Origin of the sequence: Bradyrhizobium erythrophlei (assembly GCF_900129505.1) — a bacterium.
Taxonomy (GTDB): domain Bacteria; phylum Pseudomonadota; class Alphaproteobacteria; order Rhizobiales; family Xanthobacteraceae; genus Bradyrhizobium; species Bradyrhizobium erythrophlei_D.
The window spans coordinates 6,117,118-6,135,599 of sequence record NZ_LT670818.1 but is presented as its reverse complement, the minus strand read 5'-3'; the positions used below and the strand labels follow the sequence as shown (position 1 = coordinate 6,135,599).

General features: G+C 61.2%; 16 protein-coding genes. 5 read left to right on the top strand and 11 right to left on the bottom strand.

What is annotated here, in order from left to right:
* Positions 1-72: 72 nt before the first annotated feature.
* From B5525_RS44520 to B5525_RS28350, 6 genes are all read right to left on the bottom strand, one after another.
* Positions 73-243: a hypothetical protein gene (locus B5525_RS44520; RefSeq protein WP_154073482.1), complete on the bottom strand. Its 171-nt coding sequence runs from the start codon at positions 241-243 to the stop codon at positions 73-75.
* Positions 244-278: 35 nt separating this feature from the next.
* The gene (locus B5525_RS28370) at positions 279-1,205 is read right to left on the bottom strand and encodes a hypothetical protein (protein ID WP_079568962.1); all 927 of its coding nucleotides are present in this window, start codon (positions 1,203-1,205) and stop codon (positions 279-281) included.
* A gap of 65 nt (positions 1,206-1,270) precedes the next feature.
* The gene (locus B5525_RS45505; protein ID WP_079568961.1) at positions 1,271-1,657 is read right to left on the bottom strand and encodes a hypothetical protein; all 387 of its coding nucleotides are present in this window, start codon (positions 1,655-1,657) and stop codon (positions 1,271-1,273) included.
* Positions 1,657-2,004 (bottom strand): hypothetical protein, encoded by a 348-nt coding sequence (locus B5525_RS28360; protein ID WP_154073481.1) that lies wholly within the window; start codon positions 2,002-2,004, stop codon positions 1,657-1,659. The genes B5525_RS45505 and B5525_RS28360 overlap by 1 nt, the downstream gene beginning before the upstream one ends.
* Before the next feature lie 612 nt (positions 2,005-2,616).
* Positions 2,617-4,938 carry a phage/plasmid primase, P4 family gene (locus B5525_RS28355; RefSeq protein ID WP_079568959.1) on the bottom strand — a complete coding sequence of 774 codons (2,322 nt, stop codon included), beginning with the start codon at positions 4,936-4,938 and terminating at the stop codon, positions 2,617-2,619.
* 73 nt (positions 4,939-5,011) lie between these two features.
* Positions 5,012-5,338, bottom strand: coding sequence for a helix-turn-helix transcriptional regulator (locus tag B5525_RS28350; protein ID WP_154073890.1), 327 nt, complete (start codon positions 5,336-5,338; stop codon positions 5,012-5,014).
* A gap of 286 nt (positions 5,339-5,624) precedes the next feature.
* Here B5525_RS28350 and B5525_RS28345 point away from each other — a divergent pair, with 286 nt between their 5' ends.
* Positions 5,625-5,903: a helix-turn-helix transcriptional regulator gene (locus B5525_RS28345; protein ID WP_079568957.1), complete on the top strand. Its 279-nt coding sequence runs from the start codon at positions 5,625-5,627 to the stop codon at positions 5,901-5,903.
* A gap of 406 nt (positions 5,904-6,309) precedes the next feature.
* Positions 6,310-6,549 (top strand): hypothetical protein, encoded by a 240-nt coding sequence (locus B5525_RS44515; RefSeq protein WP_154073480.1) that lies wholly within the window; start codon positions 6,310-6,312, stop codon positions 6,547-6,549.
* Between the two features lie 115 nt (positions 6,550-6,664).
* Here B5525_RS44515 and B5525_RS44510 read toward each other — a convergent pair whose 3' ends face one another.
* From B5525_RS44510 to B5525_RS28330, 3 genes are all read right to left on the bottom strand, one after another.
* Positions 6,665-6,982, bottom strand: a complete 318-nt coding sequence (locus B5525_RS44510) for a hypothetical protein (RefSeq protein WP_154073479.1) — start codon at positions 6,980-6,982, stop codon at positions 6,665-6,667.
* Between the two features lie 569 nt (positions 6,983-7,551).
* Positions 7,552-8,778 carry an MFS transporter gene (locus B5525_RS28335; RefSeq protein ID WP_079568955.1) on the bottom strand — a complete coding sequence of 409 codons (1,227 nt, stop codon included), beginning with the start codon at positions 8,776-8,778 and terminating at the stop codon, positions 7,552-7,554.
* Positions 8,779-9,094: 316 nt separating this feature from the next.
* Entirely contained in the window at positions 9,095-9,502 is a 408-nt protein-coding gene (locus B5525_RS28330) for a VOC family protein (RefSeq protein WP_079568954.1), read from the bottom strand.
* Between the two features lie 511 nt (positions 9,503-10,013).
* Here B5525_RS28330 and B5525_RS28325 point away from each other — a divergent pair.
* Complete coding sequence (locus tag B5525_RS28325) at positions 10,014-11,207, top strand: lanthionine synthetase C family protein (RefSeq protein ID WP_079568953.1); 1,194 nt, start codon at positions 10,014-10,016, stop codon at positions 11,205-11,207.
* 151 nt (positions 11,208-11,358) lie between these two features.
* On the opposite strand, the gene B5525_RS28320 is transcribed toward B5525_RS28325, so the two are convergent.
* Positions 11,359-11,754, bottom strand: a complete 396-nt coding sequence (locus B5525_RS28320) for a nuclear transport factor 2 family protein (RefSeq protein ID WP_079568952.1) — start codon at positions 11,752-11,754, stop codon at positions 11,359-11,361.
* A 288-nt stretch (positions 11,755-12,042) separates the two neighbouring features.
* Between B5525_RS28320 and B5525_RS28315 the strand changes: the two genes are divergently transcribed.
* Both B5525_RS28315 and B5525_RS28310 read left to right on the top strand, forming a co-directional pair.
* Positions 12,043-12,543, top strand: a complete 501-nt coding sequence (locus tag B5525_RS28315) for a peptide deformylase (RefSeq protein WP_079573885.1) — start codon at positions 12,043-12,045, stop codon at positions 12,541-12,543.
* A gap of 890 nt (positions 12,544-13,433) precedes the next feature.
* Positions 13,434-14,498: a ketopantoate reductase family protein gene (locus B5525_RS28310; RefSeq protein WP_079568951.1), complete on the top strand. Its 1,065-nt coding sequence runs from the start codon at positions 13,434-13,436 to the stop codon at positions 14,496-14,498.
* Positions 14,499-14,538: 40 nt separating this feature from the next.
* Here B5525_RS28310 and B5525_RS28305 read toward each other — a convergent pair whose 3' ends face one another.
* Positions 14,539-17,910, bottom strand: a complete 3,372-nt coding sequence (locus tag B5525_RS28305; protein WP_244567613.1) for a DEAD/DEAH box helicase — start codon at positions 17,908-17,910, stop codon at positions 14,539-14,541.
* Positions 17,911-18,482: the final 572 nt, after the last annotated feature.

Genomic DNA, 18,482 nt, shown 5'->3' with positions numbered 1-18,482 from the left:
GCGTTCACCGACAAACCCGTACGCCGCCCAACTGCGATTAGCGGCGCAGCCTCCAGGTACTGTCGATAGCTGCTATTCATACGTGTGCTCGCGCTCGACCACGCGCTGGCCTGCGATCATGGGCGCGCGGATCACCTCGATCTCATTCGGCTCCGGCATTGCGCGAGCGATCATCTCGGCGATAACGGGCGGGATGCGATCCTCGTTCTCGGGATCGACAACCCAGCCATCAATGCGAGACATGATTGTGTGCGGCTCCCAGCCCGGAGGCGCGGCCTTCACGGCGTCACCTTCAGCATGCGCTCAGGCCCGCGATCAAGCGGCTGGAAATTGGCGGCGCGGAGAACGGGGTCAGCAATATCGGAGCCAATGTACGGCACGCCCTTGGGCTCCTCGATGGCGTCAAGATCGACAACGTCAGATGCGGAGGGGTTGAAGTCACCGCCGCGCGCACCACGGAGCTGAGCGCGGCGCGGATCGGCCACCGATACCGCCACGCCATGGTGCAAGGCCCGCTGTGCGGTGGGCACCGGCATCATGGCATCTTCGTACTGGCCCGCGAACCGCGCACGACCGTCATGGTCGTGGTATTTCGCGGACCGCAACATGAACACCGTCTGCGTCGGCGGCAGCGGTTTGATCTCTGCGACAAGCCCGGACTGCGGCACATCGCGCGGGATTGCCTGCTGACCCTCGCGGATTGCGCCTGGCATCCTTTTCAGCTCCGCCAGTGCGAAGCCCGCCGCGACCTCGACCTGGCCCATGTCACCGACGATGAAGCTCGTCATCTGACCGCTCTCGAAGTGCCAGTGAGCGATCTCGGCCAGCGCGTCGGCGAGAACGCGCGAGTGCTCCAGGTATTTCGGCAGCGCCGTCTCGATGGCCGCGATCTGCCGGTCGAGCTTGTTGGCAGCCGCAGCACGCTGGATGCCCTCCTGTTCGGCCGCGATCTTCTGTTCGATGTCGGTGATCTGCGGCTGCAGCGCTACAAGCGCAGCGGCAATGCCACTCCACTGCGACTGATAACTATCGACCTTTGCCTGCAGCTTGTGAGCGGTCTGCTCATCGGCGAGGTCACCCGTGAGCATGTGCTTTTCGCGGTCGACCATCGCCTCCGCGAGAGCAGTCTCCGCGGACGCACGCTTGTCCGAGAGCGCGGCTGCGCGCGAACGCAGCTCGGTGAGGTGCTTTTGCAATTTTTCCATTTTAGATTTTCGCTTGAAGAGTGCCATGCCGAGAGTCTAGGGCACCCGGTATCGTTTGCGAAGGATCAGTCTGTGGCCCCGGGCAGATTTGACAAGGATTGTTGTGGCGATGACCACATCAGCGCGTATTTCTTTGCCCGGCTCTCGGCGACTAGACGCGCATGCTTGTCTTGATGCTGCTCGACATACTCGAACAGCCGGTCAGTGCCGACAAGCCAGAGCTTTGCCAGCTTTATGCCGAGCGGTCGTCCCTCCTGATCGGCATCCTCGCACCAGCGGCGGATCGTTTCTTTGTCGCGTTCACACACGTCCGCTGCCTGCTCGGTCGTCAAGAGACCGCCGGCGAGGATTTGGTCGATAACATCGCCATGAGGCTCAAGTTGTCGCAGTCGATTGGCGAAGCGATCAGCAAAGCTCAACAGCTCGTCGGCAAGTTTCAGAGAACGGGACATCAGAATGGGATAGCAGGCTCGATTTCCTCGAAGAACTCCCCCGCTCCTTTGACAAAGCTCTCGATATAACGCGCCGAAAAATCATGATCATCGGCGTCGTCACCAAAGCAGGTCTCCGCCAACTTGGCGTCATTCAGTTCGTTATTCGGGTCAATGGCTTTGCGGAGTGCGTCCAGAGCGGTTGTGCCCCGAGCGCCCGCGACCTCCCGCAGCCGCGCTAACCAACCACGTTCCGCTACGTTCTCGGCCCAAAACCGTCCCGCGTGATAGCCTGCCTTCTCGTCCAGTTCCTCTGCAGCGGTCTTAAGCGCTCCAATTGCACTTCTAGCTGTCTTGGTATTGTCCATTTCTTCGCTCCGTATGCTTGACCGGCTCACGTGGGACACAGGCTCTTGCTCGCCGATAGAGCTACTGCTCTCGGAGTCCCACACGTGAGGAGTTCTTGGGTTAGCATCGGGCGCTCGCCCGCTGCTCGGCGCGTTTAACACCTGAGCAACTGGATGGGTCAATACGTCGGACGAAGCTCGCGACCGAGTACAAACCGGACAAAATGTCCGATTACCCAAGTTTAGACATGAAATTTGTGAGCCGGTTCAAGGCTGCTCTATTGTCGGTGGTAATGATCAGCGCAAACAGCTTCTTTAAAAAAATATTTGCTGGCGTTGTTCGCGTGGTCCGCAACGCGAGCTGGATATCGCCGCAGCGTCAGCCGTTGTCGCCATTTTTCTTATCAAGGCCCCAATGCCGGGCTATCACTATTTTTGTATTGCGCTGCGGCGTGACCCGCCCAGCGCCCCTTTCAGGAAGGACCCGCCCGGGAACGGCTTTCTGTGCGGCCGCTGCGTGGCAACCGTGACAACCGTGACAGGCTCCCCCCTTATAGTCCTCCACACGCGCGTGCGTGTAGGAGCTAATAGAAAGAGCCGTCACGCTTGCCACGCCTGCCACACTAACTCCGCTTACTCATCCACGTCGGTCGTTTTCAGCTTAACGCTGCAAAACTCCCGCACGTTGTTCCGCTTGCGATAAGCGAACCCCGCCTTGCGCATGCTTTCCTTGAAGTCGGCCTGCGTGCCGGGCTTAGCGCCGACTGACCGTGCATACTCCGACCAAGCGCGGTAGAGCACACTGCTGGCTTCGGAGACGGTGCCACCCGTGATGCATTCCTCCTCCAGCCAGCGCGGGAAGACCTCCTGATCGCTGAAGTACTCCTCGGTCGCCTCGATCACGCTGGTAGGACGGACAAGGCCGTTCTCCTGCCAGTCGAGGCAGCCGTCGATCATCCACCGCAGGATGGCAGGGGCTTCGGCCATCAGCTTTTCGGGAAGCTGCCGGTCGGGCTCGGAGGGCTTGTGGATGAAAGGCACGATGTTGAAGCGGCGGCGTGCCGCCTCATCGACGTTGTTCAGGGTCGGCTTGTGATTGCCGATGATGGTCAGCTTGAACTGGGGGACATAGGTGAAGAAGTCGCGGCGCATGAAACGGGCCGTGATGGGGTCACCGCCGGTCATCTGCTTGATGCGGGCTTCGGCCCAGGCGCGGCCTGCCTCCGTCTCCGATGCCGTCACCAACCGGGCACCGCACAGCATCGCGAGGTCGGTCGGATGCTTGTCATTGTTGGAGGCGGTGAACGTCTCCATTGCGGAGGCGACGGCGTAGTCCTTCAAGATCCACGTGGTGGTGTTGAGATACACGCTCTTGCCATTGCCGCCCGTGCCGTAGACGAACAGCAAGGCGTGCTCCAGCGTGACGCCGGTCAGTGAATAGCCGCACCACTGCTGCAAGAAGCGGATCAGACCATCATCGCCGTTGGTCGCCTCCTTGAGGAAGGCGAGCCAGAGCGGACAACCGCTGTTGTCCGGGGACACGGCGGTGGTTTTCGTGATGCCGTCCTGAGGCGAGCTGGGGCGCAACTTGCCGGTCCGCAGATCGACGGTGCCTCCCGGCGTGCCGAGCAACCACGGATCGCCGTCCCAATAATCGCTCGTCACGGCAACCGTCTGATCGTGCTTCGAAAAGCGTTCGACGCCAGCGGAGAAGTTGGTCTTGTTGGTAATGTAGCGCTTCCGAACGTCCTGATCCTCCGAAAGCCGACGGGCCAACTTGCGAGCGAAGTCAAACGCGCGGCCGGTGCCATCCAGCTTCCAGCAGGTGCCATTCCATTGATACCAAGAGCCTCGCGTGTGGCAGTAACGGAGAGCATTGCCGTGTTGGTCCACAAATTCCTGTGCGGCGCTGTCTTCTGTCACGATATCGTTGGGGGCTGCCACCGAAGCGGCGGAACGCCCCCCATTACCCTGATCACGAAACCCGGATTGACGTTCGTCCTCACGCGCTCCTTTGTAATCCAGCCACTCGACAGCCTGGTCGGCGATCTTCTCGCCAAACAGCTCCTTCATCGCAGGGTAGCCGCGCGTCCGGTCGCCTCCCTGATAGGCAATTGCCGCGTCGTGAGCGGCTCTAATGCGATCACGCCAATCTTCATCGTTCGCTGCCCGGGCGACCCACTCGGCGCACAGCTTGACGTAGGCGAGATCAAACCCGCACCGGGCGAGAAAGCCGCCAATGGTCAGCGCCGCATCATGGCGGCCGCCTTCGGCAGGCCAATTGCGCGCGAACGACGAAAGCGCTGCGAGCCGCTTGGCGAGGCGCACGAGCTCCTCACCATCAACCTGCTCCGGGTCCCCGTCTTGCTCCCATTTGATCGGTTCGCCGCTGTCCTCATGTACGGAACCGGGGAACACGGTTTGCGCGCCCTTGTCACCTCCGCCAATACGGACTTCAAGCAACATTGCCTTAGTAACCGGGTCCTTGAACTGCAGGACAGCCTTGTCCTGCTTGGCGGCCAGCGTCGTGTAATACAAGAAGTGACTGTTGCGCTTCGACGCCCGACCGAAGATCGCGGTGGTCGGCGGCAACACTGCCGACGCGATCACAATGGCTTCGTTGCAGTCCAGATCAATATCGGTCAGCCCGCGCGACTTCAGGCCGAGCTGCACACCGATGTTCTGCGGCTTGTCGCCGAAGAAGCGGTGAACCTGGCTTCCGGTAATGACGCGATGCTGCCAATCATTGCCGGTCGGCTTTTTCTGCCGAAACGCAATCGGCACAGGGTTCCAGTCGCGCTGAGTGTACTGGAGTGCAATGGCTTCCGGCGTGCCGGAGCGCGGCCATTTCTCCCACGGCTCGTACAGGGGGGCGCTGGCGATGGACTCGGCAGAGCTGGCCGCAAAGTCCGCAAAGCGCTTTGCAATGATGTCGGTCTGTGTGGTATCAAACATGGGTGATCTTTCCAGAGTTCACAGAAATCTACGCCCCTAGCGGCCTTTCCCGAGGCCCTAGGGGTTTTGCGTTCTAGATGAACGAACTGATGGTGACTGACTGGTCGCAGCCGCGTATGGAGCGAGCAGTTTGCGAGCCGCGGTTTTCCGGCTGCTGCGCGCGCGCGGAGATCGCGGCGTTCACCCAATCATCGATCTCGGCGGCAACCCAACCGACGCGACGCATGCCGATGGGCACGCGTTTAGGGAATTTGCCTTCGGCTTCGAGACGATCTACGTGTCGGCGGCCAAACGGAACGCCGCGGTCGCGCAGTTCAGGAAACAAAAGCAGTTTGCGAGACATTAGTCGCGCTCCTTCTTCTAGAGTGAGCACGCCAATGCATTTCGACGTGCGCCCCATCACGTCAGGGCGCGTCCTAGCTAGAGCATTTTCGGGATTTGGGAAGATAGTTATCGAACGCTATTTGGCGCAATTGCCGTTGATAAGTTGCCTATTCGCGATTGCTGTTCACAGATCAGGAGCATCGGCAGTTGCAACGCTGGCCTGCGACGTAGTTATCGAACGGAATTTGCGCGCGGCGTTCTGTAGGTGGATTGCGCGGAGTGGCGTGGGATGCACAAATCCAAATAACACGGTCGAATGAGATTTTGCGGTTGGCCTGATAGGTTGACGGTAAGGAGTTGCGATGATCGCTGCGAGACAACCGAAGGCCGAAACGGAAGATGTGGCACCGGATAAATCAGCGCCGCGTCGCATGCTGAGCGAAAAGCAGGTTTTGGAGATCGTCCCGGTCGGCCGCACCACGCTCTACCGGATGGAAAAGGCAGGCCGGTTTCCCAAATCGACTTACATCTCGCCGAACCGCAGGGTTTGGTTTGAGGATGAGATCATCGCGTGGCAGCACGCGGTCGATGAATTCAATCCGAACCGTGGCCGGGGCAAAGGCCGTCGCTGCTTCGCCTAGTCCGTCGTGGGCTTATGCCAAAACCAGCCGTTTCTGCTTTTGGGGCGAAGCAGACATGCGCTGGTCACGTTGGAATGTCGCCTTTTGACCCTGACCAGAAGTTAATTTGTTCGTAAAGGCTAGTCATCCGCCACGTGCGCAAGCTCGGCGTCGAGCGGCGGCCGTAGCATTCGCCAACAAGAAGAGTCGTGTTGCCTATGTGAAGTTGATGACCGCCGCACTACGCACTTTCGCTGCATAGACCGTGGGTTCTCCTCCCGGAACAGGCGACGGTCAGTCCGAGTGATGCCTAGAAGACGCCTAGAAAAAGTCGTGAACAAGGTAGCAGATAACGCGTCAAACCTGCGACTCAAGGCTTTGCCTGTTGGGCTTGGGGCTTTCATCACTCGACCTGGGGAGGGTTGTGATGGACAGACTGAAGCACTCGCTGGAAGACCGTGAAGCGCCAACCTGCCCAACCTGCGGCATCGAGATGCAGTGGTGTCGGTCGGAGCTTGTTAGATTTATCCCGGCAACCAATCTGCATCTGTTCAACTGTCCGACCTGCCTTCTGTTGGCAGAGTCAGAGACGGTTAGCGAGCCGGTTCAGGTATCTCCCGACAACCTCGCGGTAGCCGGTTTCCGGTTTTTTGCCCTGGCGGCATAGGGGGCAGCGGGTTACGAAGCGCGATGTCCGCTGTTGCGTCCGGTCTAAGAGAAGACCGCGCGGCTAAATTGGCTGCCGAGATGCGGGCGGCGTGCCCTCGATGTTCTTCCGGCGTCTATGAGCCGGAGCGCGTCGCCGCGCGGCCCGCGAGGGCGACGGCCTGCAATTGCCGGGCAACCAACTCGCCCTTATTCGCGCCGGTGCCGAAGCCGACCATTGAAACCGGTGTTGAGGCCATGACACTTGCCGTGCTGAGCGTGTTCGACAGCACGCGCGGGGAAAGTAACCGTCGGCGACGCCTGATCTCGTTCCAGCACTGCTCGTCAGGCGCGCCCGGCAAGGTGATCGAAGAGGACACAATTGCTGCGATGCAGGAGTCCGGTGATGGCACAAAGCAGACATCGCCGTGCGAGCGTTCGATGTCCCCTTTCAAGGGTCAAGCGGTCTAGGGCCTATTGGGGCCTGCCCGGAAAAGAGCGTGCCGTTTGTTTTTCAGCACATGTCGGATAAGTACCTGATTTTTACGGGCTTCTATCACTTTTCGCACGTCGAAAAAATCACTGGACTACAGGACCACACGACTTCGCCGTCCGCTTAAGCCACGTTCGTCTTCATGACCTCAGCGTCCACCGCATCTCACCGCAACGTTCGTGACGATCGCGAGCCGCCCCTCTTTCGGGTGAGACGCGCGGATTAAAATCACTGATTTGCCCGACGTGTTAAGCGGAATATTTTTGCGCGAGGGGATGGACAGACTTTTGGTGATTTGCCCGTCGGGTTGTTTTGTCGCACCGAAGCTTCAACTTTTTCATTGCGAGCCAACGGGTCGCGCGAATGCGCGCGCCCGATGACAAGCTCCGCGAAGCAATCCATAGCGCAGCTGGCGGAAACATGGATTGCTTCGTCGCTATCGCTCCCCTGCGCAAACGCTTGGCGTAGGTCGCAGGCAATGACAGCTGCATCAGCGGTGTCTAAGAGCGCCAAGCTCACGCCGTCACCCGGCTACGCCAAGGCTTCGCCGGACTTCACCGCCGCAGGATGCGCCGTCGGCACCGGCCTGAACGTCAAGGCGATCAGGAAAGCGCCTAATCCCATGATCCATGAGCCGATATAGAGCCAAGCGTAGCTGGCAAAGGTGTCGTAGATCAGACCTCCGGCCAGCGGTCCGGTCGCCATGCCGAGGCTCCCGGCCATGGCCGTGCCGCCGATCACGGTGCCCATCATCCGCAGCGGGAAGTTCTCACGTGCCAAAACGGAATAGAGTGGCATGGTCCCGGCATAGATGAAGCCGAACACCGCCGCCACGGCGTAGAACGCGGCGAGTTCGCGCACGAAGACGTAACCGAGCGCACCGAACGCCTGGGCCAGCAGGCCCAGCACCAGCACCCGCTTGGCGCCGAAGCGATCGCCGAGCAGGCCGAAGGCGATGCGGCCGCCCATTCCTGCGAGGCCTTCCACACTGTAGATGGTGACGGCGGCGATCATCGGTATGCCGCAACTGACGGCGTAGCTGACGGTATGGATGATGGGACCCGAATGGGTGGCGCAGCAGAAGAAATTGGTCAACAGCAGGATGATGAATTGCGGCGAGCGCAGCGCCTGCGCCAGCGACATCTCCGTATTCGCCGGATCGCCCGATGGCGCGGACGGCGCACTTTCAAGCGCCGGCGCCCGGCGCACCAGCAGCGAGACCGGGATCATGATGGCAGCGACGACCAGGGCCACGATCTGCATCGAGGTGCGCCAGTCATGGTGCGAGACCAGCCAGGCGGCGAGCGGCGACATGGTCATCGGCGCCATACCCATCCCCGCGGAAACCAGCGACACCGCCAGGCTTCGATGGGTGTCGAACCAGCCGGTGACGCATGCCATCATCGGCGCAAAGATCGCGGCGGTGGCGGCACCGACCATCAGCCCGAAGATGAACTGAAACGCGACCAGCGATGTCGCGAGACTCGCGAGCCCCAGGCTCGCCGCCAGCACCACCGAGCCGGTCAGCACCACCGGCAGCGGCCCCAGCCGGTCGGACAAGGTGCCCCAGATCATGCTGGTGAAAGCCATGGCAAGGAAGCCGATGGTCATGGCGCTGGACACGCCGGTGACCGACCAGCCGGTATCGCGCGCGATCGGCTGCAGAAACACCGGCAACGAGAACATGCCGCCGATTGCGACACAGCCGAGCAGACCCCCGGCCGCGACAATCACCCACCGATAGAGAGAATTGGTCATTCCTGATCTCCAATGCGTCTTTCCGAATGCAAGACGAACGGGATGGGATGGAACCGACAGGTTGATCGGCGTGCCCGATTATTTTTCCGGGCACGGGTCGCTGCGACCAATGTTAGCGCGGATCGCACAATAGTGAAGCACCCAGCCCCCGGTCATGCCAGGATATGAACCCATAAATTCGGAATGGTCGTCGGACGTCCGCTTTGGTGCGCATTCCGGACTGAAGCCGGACATCGCACGAGATCCGAAATGTGCCGGACCGGAAGTGAACCGGAGCCTGTTGCACGTGAACTGCGCGATAACCGTGGATTGGCTGTCAATTGTCAGAGTCGGTTGGCTTTTTCGCGATATGCCAAAGCACACCCGACGGATCCCAGACATAAGTGACCACGAGGCCCCATGGCTGCAGCGCAGGCGCACTCGGAGCCTTCACACCGTAGCGCTCTGAGAGGTCAAGAGAAGCAATGCGCGACCACCAAGCATCGATGTCATCTACAAGCATGTGCATCATGAAATTGGTAGCGAAGCGCTCATCGTCATTTGGTCGTCCCTGCAACAGGAACGCGAACGGTCCGATGTGCATCGAGGCGAGCAGATCGCCAAGCCGATAGGCGCGAAAGCCGAGGTCGACAAAGAAGCGCAAGCTTGTTTCAAAGTCCTTGGCGGGCACGAAAGGTCGCAAAGCAACAACGTCAGGCACCAAGGGGTTTTCGTCCTTTGACATGCCATTTTTCTTTCTTTGACACGCCATTATAGATATCCGGCGTTTTCGGCAGAATCTTGATTGTCGAAGCTCCGAGGACCTAGGTCCATTCCAGGTCCAATGGCAGCGGCCCCAGCCGGTCGGACAAGGCGCCCCGGATCACGCTAGTGAAAGCCATCGCGAGGAACCCGATGGTCATGACGCTGGGCAATTTGCGCGCGGATATTCATAGTTCAATGTCTCTCCACGGCCCACCTCCAGACATAACGTTGTTTACAAGCATTCTTGCCCAACAAAAAAACGCCCGTAAGCGGCTCTTCACTTCAAACCCCCGCGCAACACCAGCCCGTTCAGCCGACACGCACGCCGAAGCCGGCGGTCCTTGCGGTGTGAAAAGTTCACTGCTACAATTCGTAGCATTAAATCGGTTGGGCCGCGACCGTCCGAGAAAGGGCCCGACGGCCCGCTCGTACGTTCCGTTCAATCGCGCGATCTTCACTTCCCTCGTCTGAAGCTCAGGAAGCCCTCAGGCATGATCGTCCTCGGTCGTCATCGTCCGCTTGTCCATGACGCCTGGAGTGAATCGGCTGTCCGGGCTGCGATCGAAGAAATCGCGGCCGATGCAATCGCCCATTTCGATCCCGACAGGTTCTGGCCGGCTCACCCCAGTGACGATGGCGGCAGCGACGGTGACCCCAGTTTCTACAAGGGCGCGGCCGGTGTCATTTGGGCGCTGGACTATTTACATCGCGTCGGTGCTACCCGCGTCGCTGAAGACTTTCGCCCAGCTCTGCCGAAGCTTCTGGAGCGGACGATCGCCGACTTCGAAACCAATTCGCCGGCCGATTACGAGAAACATGGCTCGCTGCTCCGTGGCGACATGGGCGCCGCCCTTCTCGCGATGCGCCTTGCGCCCACATCGAGCCTCGCTGATCTCGTGCATCGGCGCGCCGAAGCAAATATTGGACTGCCGATCCGGGAGCTGATGTGGGGCATGCCCGGGTCCATGGTCGCCGCAATCCACATGGCCGAGATGACGCAGGAAACGCGATGGCGCGGCCTGTTCGAAGTGCAGGCGGCGCGCCTGTTGGCCGATCTGGAGGACACGCGGCAAGGTCCATTATGGACGCAGGATCTTTATGGTGAGCGCGACCGTTGGCTCGGGCCCGTTCACGGTTTTGCCGGCAATGTCATCCCGTTGTTGCGCGGGTGGAATTGGTTGACGCCGCCGCAGCAAGCGCAGGTGGCCGAGTTTGTGCCGAAGACCCTTGCGGCGAATGCGTGGCGGTCTGAAGTTGGGACCACGTGGGGCGCGAGAAGCAAGCGCGCGACACCGCCAAGGATGTGCCAGCACTGTCACGGTGCGCCCGGTATGGTGACGACCTTTGCGGATGCGCCCTTCGCTAGCCCCGAGCTTGACGCACTTCTTTTGGATGCCGGTCGCTTCAGCTGGGCCGCCGGACCGCTGACCAAGGGCTCGAACCTTTGCCACGGCACGGGTGGGAACGGCTACGCATTCCTCAAGCTCTACCGCCGCACCAAAGACCCGATCTGGCTCGACCGCGCACGCCAATTCGCCATGACGGCCATCGTCCAGTATCGCGGCTCTCAGCTCGTCGTTGGCCGCGGGCGGTATTCCCTTTGGACCGGGGACGTCGGCCTTGCCATTTACCTTTGGGACTGCATCACAGGGGAGCCTCGTTTCCCGACGATCGACGTGTTCTGAGACGAACACAACTCCTGCTCGACGAGAGGGCGTGGTGGACTTGCGCATCAGTCTCAACTTTGCCACGAGCAGTCGTCGAAGGCAGGGGGGACAAGCCCCAACGACATCTCGTCTATATCAACGTCGATCCGGATTCTGCCCGGCGATGCATCTAGAATGATTTGATTTCGTCCACCCGCTCAACGAGATGCGCACGCGACGGTGCAGGGTCAAACCGATCGGCGAAATATTGCGTTTCGTTGGCCACCAGTCCTTCGCGAAATTCCATGATGCTCACCGCGTAGGACGGTGTGCCGTCATAGGCAAGGATGAACTCAGTGACCCAGAGATCGCCGCTGCCGATCATCCGCCGGACCGTAAAGCGCTTCTTGTTCGGCTGGACGAACCGGCTTGCTTGAATGTTGTGCCGTCCGCGGATCCGCTCGCCCGATTGCGGATAATCAAGCACGGCATCCTCGCGGTAGATTTCATGTTCGACCTCGAAATCGCTTGCGTCCGACGCATTCCAATGGCGCTCCAGCGCCGCCCACACGGTTCGATCATCCATCTCAATCTCCCACCTACGCTTCCGGCTGTCATTTCGGGACCACTGAGTTCACTATGCTGTACGCTGTTCTAAAATGTAGGGCGCTATTGCCGATCGCGCCAATCCGGTGTCGCCCCACGCTGCAGGCGATTGGGGATTGGCTTGAGGATACGCCCGTGGGAAGCCCCCGACAATGTACGGATTTGGTGTTGCGCTCGGCCGCGATCTGCCGGAAACCTGTGATCGATACGTCGGTCCTGCGTGTACATCGGCACGGAGCCAGCATCGCGGACATCCATCGCAGAGATCATGACCATCCGCGCCATTATCCGTTATCCCGACCCCCGGCTCGCGCTCCCGGCGCAGCCGGTGACCGCGTTCGACGGCGCGTTGCGCGAGCTGGCGCACGACCTGCTGGAGACCCTGCACGCCGCGCCGGGGATCGGGATCACCGCGCCGCACATCGGCATTTCGCTGCGGGTCGTGGTGCTCGACCTCGACCCCGTCGACGATGCGCGGACCTATGTCAATCCGGAGATCGTTTGGGCTTCGCCCGAGATGATCCTGCATCAGGAAGGCAGCGTCTCGATGCCCGGCGTCAACGACCACGTCACGCGTCATGCGCGCGTCCGCATCAGCTATCGCGACCTCCACGGCAACCTGCAGACCGAGGAATCGGAGAGCCTGCGCGCGGTCTGCCACCAGCATGAGATCGATCAGCTGAACGGCCTGTTCTGGATCAAGCGGCTGTCCCGCCTCAAGCGCGAGCGGCTGATCAAGCGCTTCGAGAAGGTGTCGCGGAGTCCGTAGGCGGGCTGGCGAATGCGTAGCCCACCATTGCCGGCACGACCCGATGAGAGGACGCGGTGGATCACGCCGCAGCCTGCCATCAGGCCGCGCCTTGCACGGACCCGTTGGGCTACTGATCTAATCCACCCTCCGAGCCGGTTGCTCCCGGATCACGACTTTCGTTTTGCTAAAGGCGTTACCGGGAGCACCGGCCGCGTCGTGGACAGCCGGCGGGACAGGGTAGCCCCGTTTATTCAGTAATCCCGCTCGAAACCCGTTGTCTCCCAGCCAGGCGCGGGCCCCCGGCGATACGCGCCATAAGCACCCCTCCAGTACGGACGCCGCGCGTCGTGCCAGCCTCCAATGCGCCGGCATTGGCCGACGCCGGCCATCAATTGGCCGCTGTTCATCGCGGGCCCTTCCGGACCAACGGCAGAATTGCCAGGTCGGGTGCACGGGCCCGGTCCCTGGGCAAGACTGCTCGATGTGGAGAGCGGCAGAATCACGGCCAGCAAGGCGACCGCGCTCAGTAGATTCAAACGCGTCATGGGGAGTCTCCATTTCTGGGATGCACCGCGGAGAAATCGCTGCCGCCGTTGGTCGTTCCTCAGGCCGTTTCAAGTTTGCGAGAGTTAACAAAAGGTTTCGCACCGCTCTCGCTGAACGCTGCAGATCGATCGGCCAACCCTGACGTCGCTCGACGGATACCCACGTCTGCCGCGCGCATGACGTCAGCCTGTTCTGGATCAAGCGGCTGTCCCGCCTCGAGCGCGAGCGGCTGAGGGATCCGCAGGAGAACCGCTACGTGATTGTCATGTCTATCAATTTGCGCTAGGCACCGACGCGGATCCTTGAAATTTTCAACCTGCCGTTGGGTCGGGACGTTGGATCGTCGGTGGAAAAGAGACAATATGGCGCGCAACATCCTGATCCTCGGAGCCTCGTATGGCTCATTGCTGGCGACCAAGCTGCTGATGGCAGGTCACAACGTGACCCTGGTTTGCCGGACGAAGACCGCAGAACTGATCAACCGCGACGGCACCGAAGTTCGCATCAAGCTGCGGGACGAGGCGATGCACCGGGCGATTTTCTCGCGCGATCTGCCCGGGAAACTGGACGCGGTTGTGCCCGGCGACGTCGACATTTCCCGTTATGACCTGGTTGGTCTTGCCATGCAGGAGCCGCAATACACCAACCACACGATCCGGGTGCTGATGATCAAGATCGCCGAGGCCAAGCTGCCGTGTCTTTCGATCATGAACATGCCGCCTTTGCCCTATCTCAAGCGCATCCCGGCGCTGGCGGACATGGACCTCGAGGAGGCCTACACCAATGCCCAGATCTGGGAGCGGTTCAAGCCGGGACTGGTGACGCTGTGCTCGCCCGATCCGCAGGCCTTCCGTCCGCCGGAAGAAGCGGCGAATGTGCTTCATGTCGGCCTGCCGACCAACTTCAAGGCGGCGGCCTTCGAAGACGAGAAACACAACCAGTTGCTGCGGGAGCTGGAAGCCGACATCGATACGGTGAAGCTCGACGGCCATGACGTTCCGGTGAAGCTGAAGGTATTCGATTCGCTGTTCGTGCCGCTGGCAAAATGGTCGATGCTGCTGACCGGGAATTACCGCTGCATCACGCTGCACGAGCCGCGGCCGATCCGCGACGCCGTGCACAGTGATCTCACGCTCTCGCAGTCGATCTATGACCATGTCGACACCATCGCCCGGCGCCTGGGCGCTGATCCTGCGGACCAGGTGCCCTTCGCAAAATACGCCAAGGCGGCGGAAAGCCTCCTAAAACCCTCCTCGGCGGCCCGCGCGGTCGCCGGCGGCGCGCCCTTCATCGAGCGGGTCGACCTCCTGGTAAAACTGATCTCGCAGCAGCTCGGCATGCCCAACGCCGAGATCGATCGCACGGTCGAAATCGTCGATCAGAAACTGAACGAGAAGATCGTGGCGGGAGGCTCCGGGGCGGTGTGACGGGCTGCCCATCACGAAAGCAACATCGAGGTCCATCGCCTCAGACGTCGAACAATGCCTTTACGTCTTCCTCCGTGAGAGCCGAGCCGATGCCTCCGTCGCGATCGAACAGACTGTCGGCCAGCGCCCGCTTTCTGGCCTTGAGTTCGTCCATCTTCTCCTCGATGGTCTCCGCAGCTACCAGCCGGTAGACAAACACCGACTTGTCCTGCCCGATACGGTGCGCGCGGTCGATCGCCTGCTCTTCGACAGCCGGATTCCACCAGGGATCGAAAACAATCACGGTGTCGGCCGCCGTCAGGTTGAGACCCACTCCCCCCGCCTTCAGGCTGATCAGGAAAACGTCGCTCACGCCATTCTGGAAGTCGTCGATGGCGCGCTTGCGGTCCTTGGTTTCTCCGGTCAGCAGGCTGTAGCGGACGTTCGCTGCATCGAACTTGACGCGCATCAGCGCAATCATGGACGTGAATTGCGAGAAGATGATGATCTTGCGGCCCTCGCTCAGGAGTTCGTCCGCCATTTCCATCAGCCGGTCGAGCTTGGCCGCCGGGCGCTCGACCCCGTCATCGAGTTTCAGCAGCGCGGGATGGCAACACGCCTGCCGCATCCTCAACAAGGCTTCGAGCACCACGATGTGGCTCTTTCCGAGGCCGCGCTCCCTGATGGCCGCGCGTACCTTGGCCGACATCGACAGGCGAACGGAATCGTAGAGGTCGCGCTGGCTGCCTTCCAGGATGATGCGCTCGACGATCTCGGTCTTGGGCGGCAGCTCGGTCGCCACCTCGGCCTTGGTCCGGCGAAGCAGGAACGGCTTGACCCGCTGGGCCAGTGCCGCCGCGCGGCTCTTGTCGGCGCGCTTTTCGATTGGCGTACGCCACTGGCGGGCGAACGCGGCCTTTTCGCCGAGAAAACCCGGATTGGCGAAACTCATGATCGACCAGAGTTCCCCCAGATGATTTTCCATGGGAGTCCCGGTCAGGCAGAAGCGGTGTTTCGCCTTGATATCGCGCAGCCAGCGGGTCGTGGCGGCATTCGGATTCTTGATGGTCTGCGCTTCGTCGAGGACGGCGATGTGCCATTCGCGGGACAGCAGAACCTCGTGATCGCGCGCGATCAAGGGATAAGTGGTCAGCACCACATCATGCTCGGCAATGGCCGCGAAGGTCTGCTTGCGGCCGGCACCATGAAGCACGAGAACCTTCAATTCGGGCGCAAACTTCTGCGCCTCGTTGAGCCAGTTCGACATCAGGCTGGTGGGAGCCACGACGAGCGCCGGACTTGTCAGATTGCCCCGCTCATTTTCCAGCGCCAGCAAGGCCAGCGTCTGTATAGTCTTGCCGAGACCCATGTCGTCGGCCAGGACACCGCCCAGGCCGCTCTCACGCAGCAGATCGAGCCAGGCCACCCCGCGCGCCTGATAGGGCCGCAGTTCGGCCTTGAAGGCCTGTGGCAGAGTGATGTCGGCCAACCCCTGGGTGCGGAGCAAACCAGCCATCCGGCGAAGATTGTCGGCGCCTTTAAAAGCGAAGTCCCGACCTTCCAGGCCGAGAAGCGGCACGACATCCGCGCGCGAGAGCCTGATCTTGCCGCTCTCGCCGGCGAAAACTCCGCTCAAATTCAAAGTGTGCAACGCCAGCACCAGCGGAAGGAAGCGATCCGCCGCCAGTGACAGATGCCGGCCATCAGCCAGCGGCAAATAAAAATGATCGCCGCTTTCGGCCAAAGACCTGATCTGGTCCGGGGTGAAGCCTGGGGTCGAGACCAGGGCGGCCAAAATCGATGTCAGGTCGCGCCGCTCGCCGTCGATCTCGATGCCGACCCCCAGCTCGAACCAATCGATCCCGCTGCTCTCGAATTCCGCATCAAATGCACTCGCAGACTCTGCCAAGCGGTACGGAAATTCATCGTCGACATGAATCTCGAAGCCTTGTGCCCGCAAATCTCCGGCATCCAGCTTGAGAAAATCCAGCCAGTCGTACGGTTCCGGAAATGTCAGATCATGGCGATGACGGGCGTCGAGAAATGGATGAGCCGATATCGCCGCGACGAAGCCCAGATCGGACAAGCGGCCGAGCGCTTCCTTTTCCCTCGCGCGCCGCCGGGAGACCGCAAAGACCTTTCCGGCGTAGAATACCTCGACCTTGGTGGCCCGTTCGGAAAGCTCGATTTCCACCGGGCCGTAACGAAAGCTGAGATGCGCGACCGGCATCGGCTTGAGTTTGTCGTGAGTGTAATAGTAGTAACCGCTCACCTCGGGCTGCGCCAGCTTCAGGCGGAGCACCGGCGTCGGATCCTCGTCAATCGGCGTCGCGGCGACCGGCTGCGCCGGCAGGACGCCATGATGGACGGCCGGCAATTTCTGACCGAGGCGACGCGCCACTTCCGCGACCTGCGCGCGAGGAATCAGCGGGGCTGACAGCATCCGGTGCGCCAGACGCGGCGGCAAACCGGTTTCGACGGTGCCGACCGTGCCGGATGTTTCATCGACATAGACCGGCGGCTCGGCGCCCAGCGCGGCCGCGCCGTCGACGACCAGGGATGAAGCCATGCCGGCCTTGCTGGCCTGACGCCATTCGATGCGGCCTTCGCGTATCCCGCCCCATTGCAACGGCGAACTCCTATGGTCGCGCCAATAGGCGCGCCCGGTATCCACAATTTGACGCAACAGCCCGGCCGAACCAATGAGGTAGAGGTCATCATGTCCGTAGGGCTGGTATATCCGCGACAGCCCACTGACGATCTCCAGGTCCGCGTCGCGGTAGAAGGCCGGGGCCCGATCCATATTGGTGCCTGGATTCGAACGCGATACATGGTCGGAAAGCGTACCGTCCTTGCGCAGCTTGACCGACAACAGCGACACGGCCAGATGCGGCATCCGGTCTTCCCGCGCATGAGGTTGTACGCGATAGAGCAGCCTTTGGCGCACATCCGCCGGGTAGTCGTTGCCGCGTATCGAACTGCCGATCTTTTCCAGCCAGTCGTTTAGTTCGGGCGCCAACACCGGCGGCGGTTCAGGCCGGGCGAAACCTGGAAGCGTACCCTGCTTCGACGCGGGCGCCGCGTCGGTCAGCGTTCCCTTCCCGTGCAGGACTTCGAGCAGGGTCGCCGCGACATGCTTGCAACTGGAACCGATGAAACACGTGCAGTCGCTGGCCATATCGTCGAGTTCGCCGTCCCGGTAGCTCAGGGAAATATCGACCAAATAGGGTTTCCGCTCCGTTCCGCGGACGCTGGCATGCATCTCCGTGAGGTCGTCGCTGACCTCCAGCGCCAAAACGCGTCCCTGGGCCTGATAGACGCCGCCCTTGCTCCAGGCCGAACGGCTGAAGAAATCGACAAGATCGTCCTGTCTCAGGATGTTCGACCGCATGTCACGCGATCCAGTGCGCGGCTGCGGAACAGGCGTCGCCATCTGGCAACCCTCCGGTCATATTCGAGGCTGCGAAATCACGCCCACTGGTCGTTCCCGGCGGTTCCGAGGTCCCATCATAGCCCGCCCGATAAACGCCGGACAAGACATGCGTCGCCTGGGATCGCGCCGGTCACAGTTTTCAACAGCTGACAGATGTGCGCGCTTGTTCCCGCGGCGCGAGACGCCCGAGTTATGCCCATATTTTGCGCCTCCTAATGGCAGAGGGCGCAGGGAAAGCCGGGTGCGCGCTGCACCCGCGGTCTCGTGCGCAAATGGAAACAAGAAAGCGCACACGAGCATACAGGTCCAGCGGAGGCAATCCGGCCTTCCCTGCGCAATGGTTTTACGGCTTATAGCGCGCTCTCCCTGGTGACCGGCTTTCTTGCCACCATCGCCGCGCGGATATTTCCACGCAACTTGACGCCAGCGTCGGGGCGTCAGGACCACACGACTTCGCCGTCCGCCTTGGCCACGTTCGTCTTCGTGACCTCAGCGTCCACCGCATCTCACCGCAACGTTCGTGACGATCGCGACCCGCCCCTCTCTCGGGTGAGACAACCGGAGTCATGCCG